Below are 17,242 nucleotides of genomic sequence, written 5' to 3'. Positions count from 1 at the left end.
TGGGATGCTGCATTTTATAATAGAGGCGGGGCTTTCGAGAACGCTTTCTTACATGTACATCGCGATTTTACGCTGGAAATATATGAAGTAACTGAAGAAGGGGCATTTGCTAAAGTGAAGAAACAACCCTTAATCGTCAGGAAAATGAACGATGTTCGCATTAAGCATAAGCTGATGATTTCATTTTTGCTCGTTGTCTGCATTCCGGTGCTGCTAGTTGGTATTATATTAACGGCGGCCTTTCGCCAAAATGTGCTGAGTCAGGCGACGCAGCAGACGCTGAACAACGTTGAGAAGATCAAGAAGCAGACGGATGACATCATTCGCATGCCTATTACGATTTCGGATAAGATGCTGTTTGATACCTCTCTGCGCAGCACGGTGAACACTAATTATGAATCTACGTTTGAGGCTGTAAGCGCCTTGTGGGAGTTTCGGGCGTTTAAAGATTATATGCAGCTGTATTCAGAAATCAACAATATTCGCTTCTATACGACAAACCAAACGATTCTCGATAACTGGGAATTCATCAAAACAAGCAAAGCCACTGAAGAGGCATCATGGTACCAAAGTGCGATGGGGGAAGACGGCATCCACTGGATGTACATGAAGGATGAGACGAAGAAAAATAACAATTATCTCAGCCTCGTTCGAAAAATACCTTTTCCTACCTTTCGCTCAAGCGGCGTGCTGGTCATTGGCATTAATCAAGGGAAGCTGAATGCGCTGCTTAGCCAGGAGCCTTTCGACACGATGATCTTTGATGATTCCGGCTATATTGTGGCGGCCAGCAATCCGAAGCAGGTGGGGCTGAATTTGTCCAAGCTCGATTTCTCCAGCCAATTGTCTGGGAAAGGGGCGGGCACATTTGAAATTTTGTATGAAGGCAAGCGTTCTCGGCTTGTCATGGAGGAGCTCACACCACAATCAAGCCGCAATGGTTTGCGCATCGTATCCGTCTTCTCGATCGATAGCATCGTCAGCGAAGCGAATCACATTAGTATTTTGGGGCTGACGATTATGGCTATTAGTCTGGCTATTGCGTTTGTGCTTATTTATTTTTTCTCGGGATTGCTTTCTTCGCGTATGCTGCTGCTGCACAAAAATCTTAACAAAGTAGCAATGGGCGACTTGACGACGGTGTCTACGGTAGACGGCAATGATGAGATTGGGCTGCTCTCGCGGCAGTTCAACAATATGGTGGTCAGCATTAGAGGACTGATGGACGAGGTTTCCGAGTCGCAGCGGCAGCAGGATCAGCTGGAGCTGCGGCAGAAGGATATTAAGCTGAAAATGATGGCCAGCCAAATTAATCCCCATTTTTTGTTTAATGCGCTGGAGTCGATTCGCATGAAAGCCCACGTAAACGGCGAGACGGAGATTTCTTCGATTGTCCACATGCTGGGCAAGCTTATTCGCCGCAATTTGGAAATTGGCGCTGGTAAAATACGACTGAAGGATGAGCTGGAAATTGTTCGCTGCTATTTGGAAATTCAGAAGTTCCGCTATGGCAATGACCGCCTTACCTTTAATTTGGAGCTGGACCCAGGTGCCCAGTCATTGGAAATCCCGCCCTTGATCATTCAGCCGTTGATCGAAAATGCGGTCATTCATGGCTTGGAAAACATCGATGAGGGTGGCTGTGTGACCGTGACGACGCTGCTTCAGGATCGGGTGCTGCATGTGCAAGTATCGGACAACGGCATTGGTATTGAGGAAGCTCGAATGGATGAAATTATGCTGGCGCTGGGGGATATGGACGAGGAGCAGGAATATCGCATTGGCCTGCGCAATGTTCATCAGCGGCTGGTGCTGCTCTATGGACAAGCTTCCGGATTGCAGATTAAGAGCGGCGGGGAAGACGGCGGAACGACCATTTCGTTTGAAATCCCGCAAGCGCAAGGAGGGCAAGAGGATGCATAAGCTGCTTATCGTTGATGATGAGCCGATGATTCGCGCAGGGCTGCGCTCAATTATTGATTGGGAAAGCCTTGGATTTGTATGGGTAGGGGAAGCAGCTAGCGGCCCAGAGGCGCTAATTAAGCACGGCCAGCTATCCCCCGATTTAATTTTAATGGATATACGCATGCCGAGGATGGATGGTCTGCAGGTGATTGAGGAAATTCGCAAAATCGACAGCTCCTGCCATTTTCTCGTTTTGAGTGGGCATGCTGATTTCAGCTATGCACAGCGGGCCATTCAGTTCGGCATTGATGCTTATATTTTGAAGCCGGTTGATGATGAAGAGCTGCATGAGAACGTGGTACGCATCGCGGGAGTACTCGATAAGCGTTCTGAGGAGGCGGCAAGTCTCGGCCACCGGGAGACGCTGCGCCGGGAGGAGCTCCTGCAGCTTGCTGTATCGGGAGATGCGGCCAGCTATCCGGAAATATGGAAGGAGCTGAAGCAGCTTACGGGCGATTCGGCCAAGAGCTACCAGCTGCTGCTCATCGAGTGGTCAAGAACGGAGGAGCATACGTCGGCGGCAAGCATTGCGGCGAGGCGCAGATTGACAAGTGTCGTACAGAGCAATCGGGCAGGCTGGACATTTAGCTCAGGCGCGTATACCGCTGTGCTGCTGAAAGATTACGTCGTGCAGGAAGGCACGGGCGAGCTGCTGCGGCAGTGGGTTCAGCAGGCGGCACAGGAGCAGCGTTATATCGCTGTCGTGGGCGAGGCAGTGCCTGCGCTTGTACAGCTGCCGAGCAGCTATGAAGCCGTGCTTGCGACTATCAAGCACAGCTTCCGGCTGTCAAGCGGCGAGCTTCATCTTGTTAGTGGCGAGGAGCAGGCTGTGCACGCAGAGGCGGATGAGGAGCAGCTCCAATTACGGCTGCAGGAGCTGGCCCAGAAGCTGTATTATATGCTCGACATCGGCAGCCAGGAAGGCGTGCGGCTCATGCTGCAGGAAGCAGGGGAGCTGGCGAGCGCGAGCCGGCTTTCTGAGCAGCGCATTAAAACCAGCTTTGCGCAAATGCTGACGATTGTGCTGAACAAGCTGACGGCGGTTCATGTGCAGCTGGCCATTCAGGATGAGCTGCGAATTGTAACGGATTTATACAAGCAGACGAACTATGACGAGATGATGGCACTGCTGGAGGACCGCCTGTCGCAGCTCGCGTTCCGTCTCGGAAATTCCAGCAATGTGTCGGTCATTAAGCAAATTACCGGTTTTATTGAGCGCCATTATGCGGAAAATTTAAAGCTGGAAACACTGGCAGAGCTGTTTAATTACAATAGCGGCTATTTGGGCAAAATGTTTAAAAATTTCACCGGCGAGCATTTCAATACCTATCTCGACCAGGTGCGGCTGCGCCATGCGGTAGAGCTGCTGCAGCAGGGGCTCAAGGTCCATCAAGTATCCGAGCTGGTCGGCTATGCGAACGTCGATTATTTTCACGCTAAATTCAAAAAATATAAAGGGCTGTCGCCTTCCTCGTTCAAAGGCATGGTAAAATCAGATGCCGAGCGGCAGGAGTCCTAGGCATAAAGGGAAGGGGAACACGGATTGAAAGTCATCGATTTGACGCATACCATTTTTGAACAGACGCCCGTTTATCCCGGTACGCCGCAGCCAACGCTTGAAACGCTGAGCACGTATGAGAAGGACGGGTTTAGAGAAACGCTGCTGACGCTTGCATCCCATACCGGAACGCATATGGATGCGCCTGCCCATATATTCGCGGATGGAACGACGCTGGAGCATATTCCTGCCCAGCAATTCGTCGGGACAGCGCTTGTCCTCTCATGCAGCGATTTACAGGCTGGTGAGCAAATTACGATGCGTTATATTGAACAGGCTCGTCCGCTGGCCGATTCGGTGGACTTTCTGCTTTTTGATACGGGCTGGTCCAAGCATTGGGGAACGGATGCGTATTTTGGCGATTATCCCTATATGACGGAGGAAGTAGCCGACTATTTAATCAACAGCGGTAAAAAAGGCGTTGGCCTCGACGTCATTGGCGTTGACCCGATTTCGGATGCAAATTTAACGATCCATAACAAAATCTTCTCCCAATCACAAATGGTTATCGTCGAAAATTTAATTCATTTGGATCAAATAGGCGAAGGGGTATTTACTTTTTGTGCGTTGCCGCTCAAATTTCGGAATGCTGATGGCGCGCCGGTGCGAGCGATTGCCATTGTAGAGTCATAACGAAATAGGTGAATAAACTTCCAATTACATATTTTATTTTCCAAAAATGCCCTCTGCTTGCTTTCAAGCGGAGGGCGTTTTTTTACGAAATCCGTCATTTTTAGCTAATGATCCAGCCGGAATACCTCCTTTTTTGCAGAAAAATCATATCAAAATCACATAAAAAGCAGCCTGTACGTATTTTTATATGATTTTAGGTGGAATTTGTCGGGTGCCGAGCCGAAAACGCTATCGGTTATGATGAGAACATAATAAAGAGAGAAATTCACGGATATGTAGTGTGAAAGTGAAGTTTTTAGGAGGAGCAGAGATGAAATCGTTACCAACCGTAGAACATCCGCTTAATGTGAACAAAAGCAAAGCCAATCGTTTCTGGGACCGGATGAAGCAGCAGAAATACTTGTATTTTATGTCCATTCCGTTCGTCATCTGGGTTTTCGTATTCAGCTATGTACCGCTTTGGGGCTGGGTGATGGCATTCCAGAACTATAAACCGGCCAAAGGATTTTTTGAACAAAAATGGGTCGGCCTCGACAACTTCATTATGTTGTTTGGAGATGAACGCTTTTATCTCGTCCTGCGCAATACGCTTGGCATGAGTATTATGGGACTGATCGTCTCCTTTACCGTACCTGTTATTTTCGCCCTAATGCTCAATGAGATCAGAGGCCAATTTTTCAAACGCTCCATCCAGACGATTTCATATTTGCCCCACTTTGTATCCTGGGTTGTTGTCGCTGGCCTTGTTAGCAAAATGTTGTCCACAGATAGCGGCGGTGTCAACGACCTGCTCATGTGGCTAAATTTGATAGATGAGCCGATTCAATTTATGACGAAAGGCAGCTGGTTCTGGGGCATTGTAACGATGTCCGATATGTGGAAGGAAACGGGCTGGAACTCAATCATATTCCTGGCGGCTATGGCGGGCATTGACCCCGAGCAATATGAAGCAGCAACCGTTGACGGAGCAGGAAGATTCCGTAAAATGTGGAATATTACACTACCCGGTATTCGTACCACCTTTATGGTATTGTTTATTTTGTCCATTGGTCATTTGATCAGCATTGGCTTTGAAAAGCAATTCCTTCTCGGCAACCCGCTCGTTGTCGATTATTCCGAGGTACTCGATTTATATGCGCTGAAGTATGGCATTCAAATGAGCCGCTTCTCTTACGGTACGGCGATCGGCATATTCAACTCCGTCGTCAGCATTATACTCGTGTTTAGCGCTAACGCCATCTACAAACGCATTACGAAAGAATCGGTTATTTAGGAGGAAGCAATCATGCAGGGAACCATTAGAGCTAGATCAGAGATTATTACAGACATCATCATATATATTGTGATGGGGCTTGCTGGATTAATTACGATTTATCCGTTTTTGAACGTACTCGCTATTTCATTCAATGAATCGATGGATACGGTGAAAGGCGGCATTACGGTGCTGCCTAGAAAATTCACCTTGGAAAACTATATTACGATTTTTCAGTATAAGACATTGCTGACCGGTTTCCAAAACTCGGTGCTGCGTACCATTATCGGTACGATTATCGGAGTGCTGTCGGCTTCGATGATGGCGTTTGTGCTTAGCCGCCGCGAATTTCAGGCGCGCAAGCTGATTTCACCGCTTTTCGCGATGACGATGTATTTTTCCGGCGGTATGATTCCTATTTATTTGCTGATGAAGAATCTAAATTTGATGAGCAGCTTCTGGGTATATATTATTCCGCTTATTTTGAGCGTTTGGAACATTTTCGTCGTCCGCTCCTACATTGATGGACTGCCTTATGCTCTACAAGAGTCCGCAAAAATCGATGGCGCCAATGACTTTACGATTTTCTGGCGGGTCATCCTGCCGCTTTGCCAGCCTGTGTTGGCGACAATTGCGCTGTTTATTGCGGTACAACACTGGAATGCTTGGTTAGATACGTATTTGTACAATCCGCAGGCCCCTCAGTTTACAACGCTGCAATATGAGCTGATGAAGGTGCTGCAATCGACGCAGTCCGGCTCTAATTACCGTGATGCGAACGTACAGCAAAACTTGGCTGCGGTATCGCCAGAATCCATCCGGATGGCCATTACGATGGTCGTTACGCTGCCTATTTTAGTCGTCTATCCTTTCCTGCAAAAATATTTTGTCAAAGGGATGACGCTCGGCTCCGTCAAGAGCTAGTGGGCGGGCCGGCGGGCTTTAGGGCTTCCATATGGTAATAACAGGTTTCCTGTTGTATACAAGTTTATCGCTTCATATTTAATACCGATTAAAAGGGAGGCAACACGAAGATGAAGAAAAAGAAAACCGCTCTAATGGGCTTGCTGCTTGCAACGGCTTTGACTTTCACAGCATGCGGCTCTGGCAGCAATAATGAAGCAGGTACAGGCAATACGGGCAATACAGGGGAAGGGGATTCTACGGAGCCAATTACAGTAAGACTGGTAGCTGGCGACCTCAACCCAGACTGGGATAACATGGAAAGCGACATCGGTAAATTTCTGAAAGAAAAAACAGGCATTACGATGCAGCAGGAGTTCCCGGTTGGCGGATCAGATACCGACATGTTCGCTCTGATGGCAGCAAGTGGAGAGTATCCGGACATGGTTATGGCGAAGGGCAGCGTAAAAAGCTTGGTTGACGCTGGCGCGCTTCTCGACCTGACGGATCTGATTGAAGAGCACGCCCCTAATATTAAAAAAGTATACGGCGAATATTTGAACCGTCTTCGCTATAGCAAGGATGATCCAGCTATTTATGAGCTACCGTCTTCTGGTGTAGGCCAAACTTATTTTGATGCCGAAGGCGGCTTCGAAATTCAGCATCAGGCACTTGAGGCGCTGGGCTACCCTGAAATCAAAACCGTTAAAGATTATGAAAATGCCATTAAATCGTACATTGAGCAAAACCCGACAACGGAGGATGGACAAAAAAGAATCGGCTTGTCGCTTAACGGCGGCGAATGGCAAATTCTAATTTCCGTAACAAACCCTGCATTCTACGCAACGGGCTTGCCGGATAATGGCGAATTCGCTATTGACGAGAAAACATTCGAGACGAAGCTGCACTACCAACGTGAGGAAGAAAGAGAGTACTTCCGCTGGCTGAACCATATGAACGATATCGGTCTTCTGGACAAAGAAAGCTTCGTTCAAAAATATGACCAGTACAAGGCTAAAATCGCAACGGGCCGCGTAATCGGCATTATCGACCAGAAGTGGGACTATGCACAAGCGGAAAACTCGCTGAAAGCAGAAGGCAAATTCGGTGCGACTTATGCGCGCTTCCCTGTAACACTGGATGAAAGCTATCAAGATCATTCTTACCAAGGCACAGGCTACATGGCAGGACATGGTATTGCGATTACAAAATCGGCTAAAGATCCTGTTCGTCTGATCAAGTTCCTGGATTACCTTGCTTCTGAAGAAGGCCAAATTCTCGTTAACTGGGGAATTGAAGGTAAGCATTATGAGGTTGTGGATGGCAAACGCGTATTCAAACAAGAAATTCAAGATCTCAAAACAAACGACGGCAATAAATTCAAGAAAACGACAGGTATTGAAAATTACATGATATCGGCTCGTTACGGCGATGGCGTTAAGGATTCGACAGGCAACTACTATACAACGAAATTCCCTGAGCAGTTTAAAGCGGAATATTCAGAAGCGGACAAAAAGACTCTTGCTGCATATAAAGTGGAAATGTACAAAGAGTTCTGGCCTGCAGACGATGCGTTCCCTGAGCGTCCTTACGGCGCAGCGTGGAACCTGAATTTTGAAACAGGCTCGGAAGCTGATGTTATTTTCCAAAAAACACAAGATATTATGAAGAAGCGTGTTCCAGAAGCGATTTTGGCGAAGCCGGAAACCTTCGACAAAGTATGGGATGACTTCATGGCAGATCTAGACAAAGCAGGTGCCAGCAAGCTGAACGAACAGTTCACGCAAATGGTTAAAGACCGCGTTGATTTCTGGGCGCAAAAGTAAGGGGTTTCTGTGGAGGGGAGGACTCTTAAATGAGTTCTCTCCTTCATTTCTGTCAATAGGCATGCTATGTTAATAAAAGGCCAGTGAAAATGGAAGAGGAGCTGTTTTACATTGATTAATGAAAAATTGCCGAAAATTTGGTACGGTGGCGACTATAATCCGGAGCAGTGGGATGAATCTGTTATGGAAGAGGATATTCGCATGTTTAAGCTGGCGGGCATTGATGTAGCGACCGTCAATGTATTTTCGTGGGCGCGTATTCAGCCGGATGAGCATACTTATGATCTCGAATGGCTGGACCGCATCATTGATCGTCTGTACAAGGACGGTATTTATGTCTGTTTGGCGACGAGCACAGGTGCACATCCGGCATGGCTGGCGAAAAAGCACCCCGATGTGCTGCGTGTCGATTACGACGGACGCAAGCGCAAATTCGGCGGACGCCACAATTCCTGTCCAAATAGTCCGGCTTACCGCAAGCTGTCCGAGCGTCTGGCTGGCACGATTGCCGAGCGCTATAAAGATCATCCTGCTGTACTCGTATGGCATGTATCAAATGAATATGGCGGCTATTGCTACTGTGACAACTGCGAGGCCTCATTCCGCGTTTGGCTGGAGCAGCGTTATGGCACGCTCGAGAAGCTGAACAAGGCGTGGAATACGGCGTTCTGGGGCCACACTTTTTACGATTGGGACGAAATTGTTGCTCCTAATTCCCTCAGCGAGGAGTGGGGACATAACCGCACGAACTTCCAGGGCATCTCCATCGATTACCGCCGTTTTCAGTCCGCAAGCATGCTTGCTTGCTACAAGCTGGAATATGAAGCGATTAAGCGGCATTCGCCTAACCTGCAAGTGACGACGAATTTAATGGGTACGTATTCCGAGCTGGACTATTTTGAATGGGCAAAATATATGGACATTGTCTCTTGGGACAACTATCCGTCGATTGATACGCCGTTCAGCTTGACGGCGATGACGCATGATCTCATGCGCGGTCTCAAAAGCGGCCAGCCGTTCATGCTGATGGAGCAAACGCCGAGCCAGCAAAACTGGCAGCCGTACAACTCGCTTAAGCGTCCAGGCGTTATGAAGCTGTGGAGCTATCAGGCGGTGGCACGCGGTGCGGATACGGTGCTGTTCTTCCAGCTGCGCCGCTCGGTCGGTGCTTGTGAAAAATACCATGGCGCTGTCATTGAGCATGTCGGCCATGAAAATACCCGCGTATTCCGCGAATGCGCCGAGCTGGGCGCTGAGCTGCAGCAGCTGTCTGGCCGCATTCTCGATTCGCGCGTGAATTCCAAGGCGGCGATCGTCTATGATTGGGAAAATCGTTGGGCGGTTGAGCTGTCAAGCGGTCCGACTGTTGCGCTTAAATATCTTGATGAGGTGCATAAGTATTATGACGCCTTATTCCAAATGAATGTTCAGACGGATATGATCAGCGTGGAGGAGCAGCTTGATCGTTACGATCTGGTCATCGCTCCGGTGATGTATATGGTGAAGCCGGGCTTTGCGGAGAAGGTTGAAGCTTTCGTTGCGCGCGGGGGCACTTTCGTCACGACGTTTTTCAGCGGCATCGTCAATGAAAATGACATTGTGACGCTTGGCGGATATCCGGGCAAGCTGCGCAAGGTGCTGGGCATTTGGGCAGAGGAAATCGATGCTCTGCTGCCGGGCCAGCATAATGACATTGTGCTAAATAAACCGCTTGGAGCGCTTGATAGCGGGATATACTCCGGCAGTATTTTATGCGATCTGATTCATACGGAAGGCGCTGAGGTGGTTGCTGAATATGGCTCCGAGTTCTATAAAGGCATGCCTGCGGTAACGGTTAATTCGTTCGGCGAGGGCAAAGCCTGGTACGTGGCAACCAGCCCAGACAAAACGTTCCTGCAAGGCTTCATGGCCCATTTATGCGAGGCCGCCGGCATTGAATCGCTGCTTGCGACTCCAGACGGCGTTGAAGTGTCGCAGCGTGCCATTAACGGCAGCACCTTTACGTTCATTTTGAATCACAACGCGGAAGCAGTACAGCTTACCGAGCTTCCAAGCACGTTCACGAAAGAGCTGCTGAGCGGAGAAGCTGTAGACGGATCGCTTGCAATCGGGGCGAAAGGCGTAGCGATTTTGGAAAGCTAGGCAGCAGCCAACACAACAGCAGCGGACAAGCTCCGCATTTGCCCCTGCCCGCATATGCTGAACGTATAGAAGCATAGCTATAGGGAGGGCCGCCTATGAAGAAAGCAAATGCATTAAGCAGTCGCAAGCAGCTGGAGCTGATTTTGCTCGTGCTGGCGCTGTATGTGCTGCTCGTTCTGCTGTTGATTTTGCTATTATTTTAAGCTGGATGTCCGTGCTAGCTGGCGGGATAGAAATAAGAAGGAGCATTCGACTGTTTTAGCTGAGGCTAAAGCGGGCGAATGCTCTTTTTTAAAAGGAAAACGATACGCTGCATACATAATAGCCCCTCGGATGACAAATAATGAACAAGAACTGATGCGTCCGCGCATCTCGGGTTTAGCTTTTTGCAGCAGGGCATAACGGAAAGGGGGGCAAGCTATGACAGCAAGCAGCTCGGACAAAGGAAAATATAAGAAGATGGCGATGTCATCAAAGGAATACCAGAATTTTGCCAAAACGCGGGAGCCTTCCCGCTCTATAGGAACGAACTGTCTGAAAGCCTTTATTATAGGTGGCGGAATTTGTGTGCTGGGTCAGGTGATTCAGGAGTTGTTTATGCATTTGCTCCATATGAAAGCGGAGGATGCGAGCAATCCGACGGTCGCTGTGCTCATTATCATTTCCGTTATTTTGACGAGTATTGGCGTGTACGATAAAATCGCCCAGTGGGCAGGAGCCGGCACAGCCGTGCCTGTCACAGGCTTCGCCAATTCGATGTGCTCGGCGGCGCTGGAGCACCGTGCTGAAGGGCTGGTCCTTGGTGTTGGCGCGAATATGTTCAAGCTGGCGGGCTCCGTAATCGTGTTTGGCGTCGTGGCGGCCTTCTTCGTGGGCATCGTCCATCTCATTCTCGGCACAGGAGGGCAATAATATGCTGCGCGGCAAACAGACTTGGTGGTTCGAGAAGCGTCCCGTCATTATCGGCGCGGCAACGGTAGTGGGGCCAGACGAAGGTGACGGCCCGCTGGCTGAGGATTTTGACCTTGTGCATCCTGAGCTGGATATGCAGCAAAAAACCTGGGAGAAGGCCGAGCGGCTGCTGCTGGAGCAGGCTGCGGACTTTGCGCTCCAGCATGCCCGAATAGACAAGGAAATGGTGCAGTTTTTTGTCGGCGGCGATTTAATGAATCAAATTATAAGCAGCAGCTTTGCAGCGCGGTCGCTGGGCATTCCTTATCTTGGCGTCTTCGGCGCCTGCTCGACTTCAATGGAATCGCTATCGATTGCCGCTATGCTCGTCAACTCCGGCTCTGCCGATTACGTGCTGGCGGGCACATGCAGCCATAACTGCACAGCGGAGAAGCAGTTCAGGTACCCGACGGAATATGGCTCGCAGAAGCCGCCGACGGCACAGTATACCGTTACTGGCGCTGGAGCAGGACTCGTTGCCGCTTCGGGGGACGGTCCGACCATCGAGTGTGCCACGATCGGCAAAATCGTCGATCTTGGCATCACCGATCCATTTAATATGGGCGCTGCGATGGCGCCAGCAGCCGTCGATACGATTCAAGCACATTTTAATGATACGGGCCGTTCCCCGAGCGATTATGACCTAATCGTAACAGGCGACCTTGCTGGTGTGGGGCATCCGCTCGCCAATGAGCTGCTGCTGCAAAATGGCGTGCCGATGAATGACACGGTATTTGGCGATTGCGGCCTAATGGTGTACGATGTGAACCGCCAGAAGGTGCAGGCGGGCGGCAGCGGTTGCGGCTGCTCGGCAGTTGTCACCTACGGCCATTTGCTTAAGCGGCTCGCAAGGGGCGAGCTGAAGCGCATATTGGTCGTTGCAACGGGAGCGCTGCTGTCGCCGCTTTCATTCCAGCAGGGCGAGAGCATTCCCGGCATTGCGCATGCAGTCGCTATTTGCGGAAAGGAAGGGTAAGGCGATGATTTTTTTATGGGCATTTCTAGTTGGCGGCGCTATTTGCGTCCTAGGGCAAATTATGTTCGATGTATTCAAGCTAACCCCGGCGCATACGATGGCAACACTGGTCGTTATTGGGGCGGTGGTGGATGGCATCGGCTTATACGAGCCGCTCGTTGCCTTCGCCGGAGCAGGAGCGACGGTCCCGATTACGAGCTTCGGCAATGCGCTGGTGCACGGGGCTTTGACCGAGCTGCATGACCAAGGCTGGATTGGCGTTATTTCCGGCATATTTAAAGTGACGAGCTCGGGCATCTCGGCTGCGATTATCTTCTCGTTCCTGGCGGCATTGGTTATTCGGCCAAAGGGGTAATAGACTGGAAAACTGGAGGGTCCTGTGGGATCCTCCAGTTTTTTTTGGAAATTGATGCATTTGTACTTACTTGCTGGACTGCTGTAAAATGGAACTATATGCCTTTATCCATCTTGATATGCTGCGGGAGGTTATTCATATGGAAACGCGTCAGGTTGACATGCAATTATGCGCATCTATTCTTACTAATCTAAATCATAGTATTTTGGGAAAACAAGAGCAAATTGAAAGGCTAATGATTGCCGTGATCGGCGGTGGGCATGTGCTGCTAGAGGACGTTCCCGGCACGGGGAAGACGCAGCTCGTAAAGGCGCTGGCCCGTTCAATCGGCGGCCAGTTCAGGCGCATTCAGTGCAATCCGGATTTGCTGCCCACTGATATAACCGGCGTATCCATTTATCATCCGAAGCAGGAGGAGTTTTTGTTCAGGCCAGGTCCAGTCATGACCAATTTGCTGCTGGCTGACGAGATCAATCGGGCAACGACCAAAACCCAATCCGCGCTGCTGGAGGCGATGGAAGAGGGCCATGTGACAGTAGATGGCGACACCTACGCGCTGCCGCATCCGTTTATGCTGCTTGCCACGCAAAATCCTATTGAGTTTGAAGGTACTTATTTGCTGCCCGAAGCGCAGCTTGACCGTTTTATGATGAAGCTTTCGCTCGGCTATCCCAGCGAGGAAGACGAGCAGAAGATGATTATGGGCAGCGAGGTGCGGCTGCTGCCGGAGAGCCAGATTGCCCAAATTGCCGATGTGGACGATATGATCCGTATTCAGCAGCAGGTGCAGGCGGTCCATATGGATGAGGCCGTGGCAAAATATTTGGTCAGCATTGTCAGAGCTACGCGCGAGCATCCCGGCATTCAGCTTGGCGCCAGCCCGCGTGCTGCGCTTTCGTTTGCCAGGGCCGCCAAAGCAGCTGCTTATTTGGATCAGCGCAGCTTTGTTACTCCTGATGATGTGAAGAAGCTTGCTTCGCATGTGCTTTCTCACCGGCTGTCCTTGCATACGGAGGCTAGAATGAACGGCCACAAAGCAAGCGAGCTGATAGATCAAATCATGGAACAGGTAAGAGTGCCGGTGAGATTGGAGCGCTGATATGGAAATGCTGACGCTCAGCCTGCAACGCAGACGACTGCTCATAAGCGCGTTCCTGTATGGAGGAGCGCTGCTATATTTATTATTTCAAGGCGGCAAAACGGCCGTGATGTTGTTCGTTATTATGAATGGGCTGCTGCTTTATTTGATGCTAGGGCGCTTTAGCGGCATAAGCCAAGTAAGCGGCACCCGAAGCTTGCGCAAATCGGATGGCGGCCATGGCGATTACGCACTGGCGGCCGGAAGCTGTCTTACGGTCAAGCTTTCGGTAAAGGTGCCCGGTTATTATCCGATACCGTTTGTGCTGGTCCGTGATCAATTGCTGCGCAACAATGGACAAGCGCTGCAATTCGAATCCTCCTTTGTGCCGAATTTTAAGCGTTCTGGCGAAGTGCTGTATACGACACCTCCGCTGCAGCGCGGTGAATACCGCTTCGGAGCTACCGTATGCTCCTCCCATGACGTATTCGGGCTGTTTGAGCATTCGGGCAGCTTTATGGAGGAATCGGTGTTCAGCGTCATGCCCCAGATCGTCCCCCTGCGCCAGCAGCGAGGTCTACAGCTTGGTGCACGCGGACCTTACTCCCACGCTATCGCTTCGCGCTCGGCGAAGGAGACGACGCAAATCAATGGCGTGCGCGAATATGTGCCTGGCGACCGCTTGTCGCGGATTCACTGGCATGCGACGGCGCGCACGGGGCATTGGAAGTCCAAGGAGTTTGAGCGGGAGTCGCTGCCACGAACGCTCATTATTATCGACCGCGAGGCCAAGGCCTACAGCGGGGCGCGTGCAGAGCGCTTTGAGCTCGCGGTATCAGCGGCCGCTTCGCTCATTGAAAGCGGCGGACGAGGCGACACGGCCATGGGACTGCTGTCTGCCGGATCGAAGAGGGCCATCTTCCCCCCTAAGTCGGGTGCCGAACAACGGGGCGCGATTATGCAGCATTTAACGGCGGTGAATGCAGATGCGGAGCAGCCTTTATTTCAGACGCTGCTTGCGTCGGAGTCGCTGCTTGATTCGGGATCCATCGCGCTTGTTATTTCCGCAGCACCCGGCAAGGAGGCGAGCGCGAGCTTGGAATGGCTCGCACGCAAAGGGCTAAAGCCTTGCCTGCTCCATATTGCGGACGTGGGCGGTTTAGCGGCAGCGATGAACCAGGACTGGCAGAAGCTGCTGCGCGCCCGTGGCTGGCCGGTATTCACACTTACGCAGCTGCCTGAGCTGCCGGCTGTGCTTGAAGGAGGCGGCGGAGCATGAGAAGCGGAATGAATAGATTGAAAGAATATGCCGCATTCGAGTGGTATGGGCGAATATCGCGGATCATTATTATTTTTTCGTTGATCAATTCGATTGCGGTTTTTGAAAACTATTGGTGGAAATCTACGTTTACCTGCATTTATATGACGCTGCTGCTTGCGGGTGCAGTTGACGTCTTGCTTCCTGCGATGAGGCGCAGGCTGCGGATGCCGCTCCAGCTGCTACTCGTCGTCGTTTCAACATGGATAGTGGTAGGCGCATCTCCCAGCTTTTCCGGCTCAGAGGAAGGCGTGCGGAAAATCGCCGCTATTCTTTGGAGCCTGATGCTCCAATTCCACCCCTATATTTGGTTTAGCTTGGCTATGCTTGCGATGTATGGGCTGTTCAGTGTCTGGACGACGTCACGCATTCGCATATTCGGGTTTATTGGGGCGAATTTGCTCGTTTTGACCGTAGCCGATTCGTTTACCCCAATCTGGCTTTGGGACAATGTGGCTTGGGTCGTATTGCTGGGGCTCATATGGCTGGCAGCGGGGCATTTGCATCATTTTCAGCGTCACCATCCAGGAAGCTGGAAGGAGCTGCTGCATTATCCCTTGCAATTATTTATGCCTATCGCGGCGGTGCTTGCGCTGCTGATGGCCGCAGGCCTGATTATGCCATCGATTTCGCCCGTACTGCGGGACCCGTATACGATATGGAAAGAATCGAAGGGCGAGAAGGTCAATGTTTTTTTAGGCGAAAAAGGCTCGGATCCGGGAGGGGTAACGCTGGACACAAGCTCCGGCTACGGGCGTGATGATGACCAGCTTGGCGGAGGCTTTAACTTCGATTATTCGCCAGTCATGACGGTTGCAAGCTCCCATCGAAGCTATTGGAGAGGGGAAACAAAATCGTTTTATACTGGCAGCGGCTGGCTTGAGCTGGATGAAGGAGCGGAGCCTAACAACGTCAATCAACTGAAAAAGGAGCAGGAGCTTTCCCTGCCGTATGACCGCAAGCTGGCAGATACGATTGAAGTGGAGCAGACGGTGACGATGATTCGTAAAGACCAGTATCCCGTTTTATTTGCGGCCGCTCCAATTAATCGAATTCACTGGATTAATGATCCGGAAGCGAATTTGTCCTACCGGCTCACCTGGGCTCCTGACGATCAGGAGCTGCGTTTTCCATTGCAGGGAAGGGGAAGGCAGCCATATCCGGAAAGCTACTCTGTCGTGTCCACTGTTCCCGTGCTGGATGAAGCGAAGCTTCGCAGTACGAATGCGCGCTTAGATAGCTCTAGTGAACAGGAACATTATACACAGCTTCCAGATCAATTGCCTGACGAGCTCATGCAGCTTGCCGAGGAATTGACTAAAAATGCGACTAATGACTATGATCGGGCAAAAATGCTGGAATCGTATTTGCGTTTGAATTTTGTCTATACGAATGAGCCTGATCTGGGCAAGCTGACGGGTGATTCTGACGATTTTGTCGCCCAGTTTCTGTTTGAAATCCAGGAAGGCTACTGCGATTATTTTTCTACGGCTATGGCGGTGCTGGCCCGTTCTGTCGACCTGCCTACGCGCTGGGTGAAGGGATTTGCGCCAGGAGCCTTGCCTGCCCTCGGTGCTGATGCAGCAGAGCGCTTCGATATTGATACGTTTGTACAAGGAGAAGGCACGTATACGGTCCGCAATTCCGATGCCCATTCTTGGGTGGAAATCTATTTTGCAGGTTTTGGCTGGGTTTCCTTTGAGCCGACGGCAGGATTTGCTTTCCCTTATACAATTGCCGGAGAAGATGCGGCAGCGCCTACACCAGAAGTAGAAGAGGACACGGATGAGGCGGATAAGGCGGCAACTGCCGAAAAAACAGATGTTTCGTACAAAGGTTTTTATATTGCAGGTATTTCCCTGCTTGTATTATTGCTGGCGGTTAGCTTAATTGTACGCCGTCAAGCGCTGAGGGCAGCGTGGCTGCGCTTCCGGTTCCGCTCTTATACGGCGAATGACCGCATTGTATGGGAAACGGAGCGCCTGCTCCGCGTTTGCCGGAGGAAGGGGCTAAAGCGCTCCGAGCATGAGACGCTGCGGGAAGCCGTGCAGCGCTTTGCGCAGCATCGTACAGATATTCGCAGCGAGCTCACTCAACTGCTGAACGATTTTGAACGAGCCAAATACAGTGGCACAGCGGCAACGCCAGAAGAGGCGGAGCAGTTTGTGAACAAAGTAAAGCATGTTATTTCGCTATTATAATGAATAGCTTTTAACCGACTATATATAGAAGGAAAAATTCAGCCTGCCGCTGCCCAAGCAATGGACAGCGGTATTTTTTTGCAA

At 50.6% G+C, this 17,242-nt stretch carries 13 protein-coding genes; all 13 read left to right on the top strand.

From position 1 onward, the window contains the following. The first annotated feature begins 114 nt into the window (after positions 1 to 114). The 13 genes from AC50YG_RS25930 to AC50YG_RS25870 all read left to right on the top strand — a co-directional run bounded on the left by AC50YG_RS25930 (position 115) and on the right by AC50YG_RS25870 (position 17,158). On the top strand, positions 115 to 1,923 hold the full coding sequence (locus AC50YG_RS25930; protein ID WP_473759982.1) for a sensor histidine kinase: 1,809 nt from the start codon (positions 115 to 117) through the stop codon (positions 1,921 to 1,923). Next, positions 1,916 to 3,484 carry a response regulator transcription factor gene (locus tag AC50YG_RS25925; RefSeq protein WP_494831039.1) on the top strand — a complete coding sequence of 523 codons (1,569 nt, stop codon included), beginning with the start codon at positions 1,916 to 1,918 and terminating at the stop codon, positions 3,482 to 3,484. The genes AC50YG_RS25930 and AC50YG_RS25925 overlap by 8 nt, the downstream gene beginning before the upstream one ends. A gap of 24 nt (positions 3,485 to 3,508) precedes the next feature. Then, positions 3,509 to 4,156, top strand: a complete 648-nt coding sequence (locus AC50YG_RS25920; RefSeq protein WP_494831037.1) for a cyclase family protein — start codon at positions 3,509 to 3,511, stop codon at positions 4,154 to 4,156. 310 nt (positions 4,157 to 4,466) lie between these two features. After that, on the top strand, positions 4,467 to 5,429 hold the full coding sequence (locus AC50YG_RS25915) for an ABC transporter permease (RefSeq protein WP_473759976.1): 963 nt from the start codon (positions 4,467 to 4,469) through the stop codon (positions 5,427 to 5,429). A gap of 12 nt (positions 5,430 to 5,441) precedes the next feature. Then, positions 5,442 to 6,332: a carbohydrate ABC transporter permease gene (locus AC50YG_RS25910; protein ID WP_494831034.1), complete on the top strand. Its 891-nt coding sequence runs from the start codon at positions 5,442 to 5,444 to the stop codon at positions 6,330 to 6,332. Positions 6,333 to 6,442: 110 nt separating this feature from the next. Continuing rightward, complete coding sequence (locus AC50YG_RS25905) at positions 6,443 to 8,137, top strand: ABC transporter substrate-binding protein (protein WP_494831032.1); 1,695 nt, start codon at positions 6,443 to 6,445, stop codon at positions 8,135 to 8,137. Positions 8,138 to 8,248: 111 nt separating this feature from the next. Further along, entirely contained in the window at positions 8,249 to 10,279 is a 2,031-nt protein-coding gene (locus AC50YG_RS25900) for a beta-galactosidase (protein ID WP_494831030.1), read from the top strand. A 420-nt stretch (positions 10,280 to 10,699) separates the two neighbouring features. After that, entirely contained in the window at positions 10,700 to 11,191 is a 492-nt protein-coding gene (spoVAC, locus tag AC50YG_RS25895; RefSeq protein WP_494831028.1) for a stage V sporulation protein AC, read from the top strand. A gap of 1 nt (position 11,192) precedes the next feature. Continuing rightward, positions 11,193 to 12,206: a stage V sporulation protein AD gene (spoVAD, locus tag AC50YG_RS25890; RefSeq protein WP_494831026.1), complete on the top strand. Its 1,014-nt coding sequence runs from the start codon at positions 11,193 to 11,195 to the stop codon at positions 12,204 to 12,206. A 4-nt stretch (positions 12,207 to 12,210) separates the two neighbouring features. Then, positions 12,211 to 12,561 carry a stage V sporulation protein AE gene (spoVAE, locus tag AC50YG_RS25885; protein WP_473759966.1) on the top strand — a complete coding sequence of 117 codons (351 nt, stop codon included), beginning with the start codon at positions 12,211 to 12,213 and terminating at the stop codon, positions 12,559 to 12,561. A gap of 139 nt (positions 12,562 to 12,700) precedes the next feature. Beyond that, positions 12,701 to 13,660: an AAA family ATPase gene (locus AC50YG_RS25880; protein ID WP_494831023.1), complete on the top strand. Its 960-nt coding sequence runs from the start codon at positions 12,701 to 12,703 to the stop codon at positions 13,658 to 13,660. 1 nt (position 13,661) lies between these two features. Then, positions 13,662 to 14,918, top strand: a complete 1,257-nt coding sequence (locus AC50YG_RS25875) for a DUF58 domain-containing protein (RefSeq protein WP_494831021.1) — start codon at positions 13,662 to 13,664, stop codon at positions 14,916 to 14,918. Continuing rightward, positions 14,915 to 17,158 carry a DUF4129 domain-containing transglutaminase family protein gene (locus AC50YG_RS25870; protein WP_494831019.1) on the top strand — a complete coding sequence of 748 codons (2,244 nt, stop codon included), beginning with the start codon at positions 14,915 to 14,917 and terminating at the stop codon, positions 17,156 to 17,158. Before AC50YG_RS25875 ends, AC50YG_RS25870 begins: the two co-directional genes overlap by 4 nt. Positions 17,159 to 17,242: the final 84 nt, after the last annotated feature.

This window comes from Paenibacillus sp. J31R34 (genome assembly GCF_059383715.1).
Note: the sequence above shows the minus strand (reverse complement) of the source record. Positions and strands in the feature narration are given on the sequence as shown.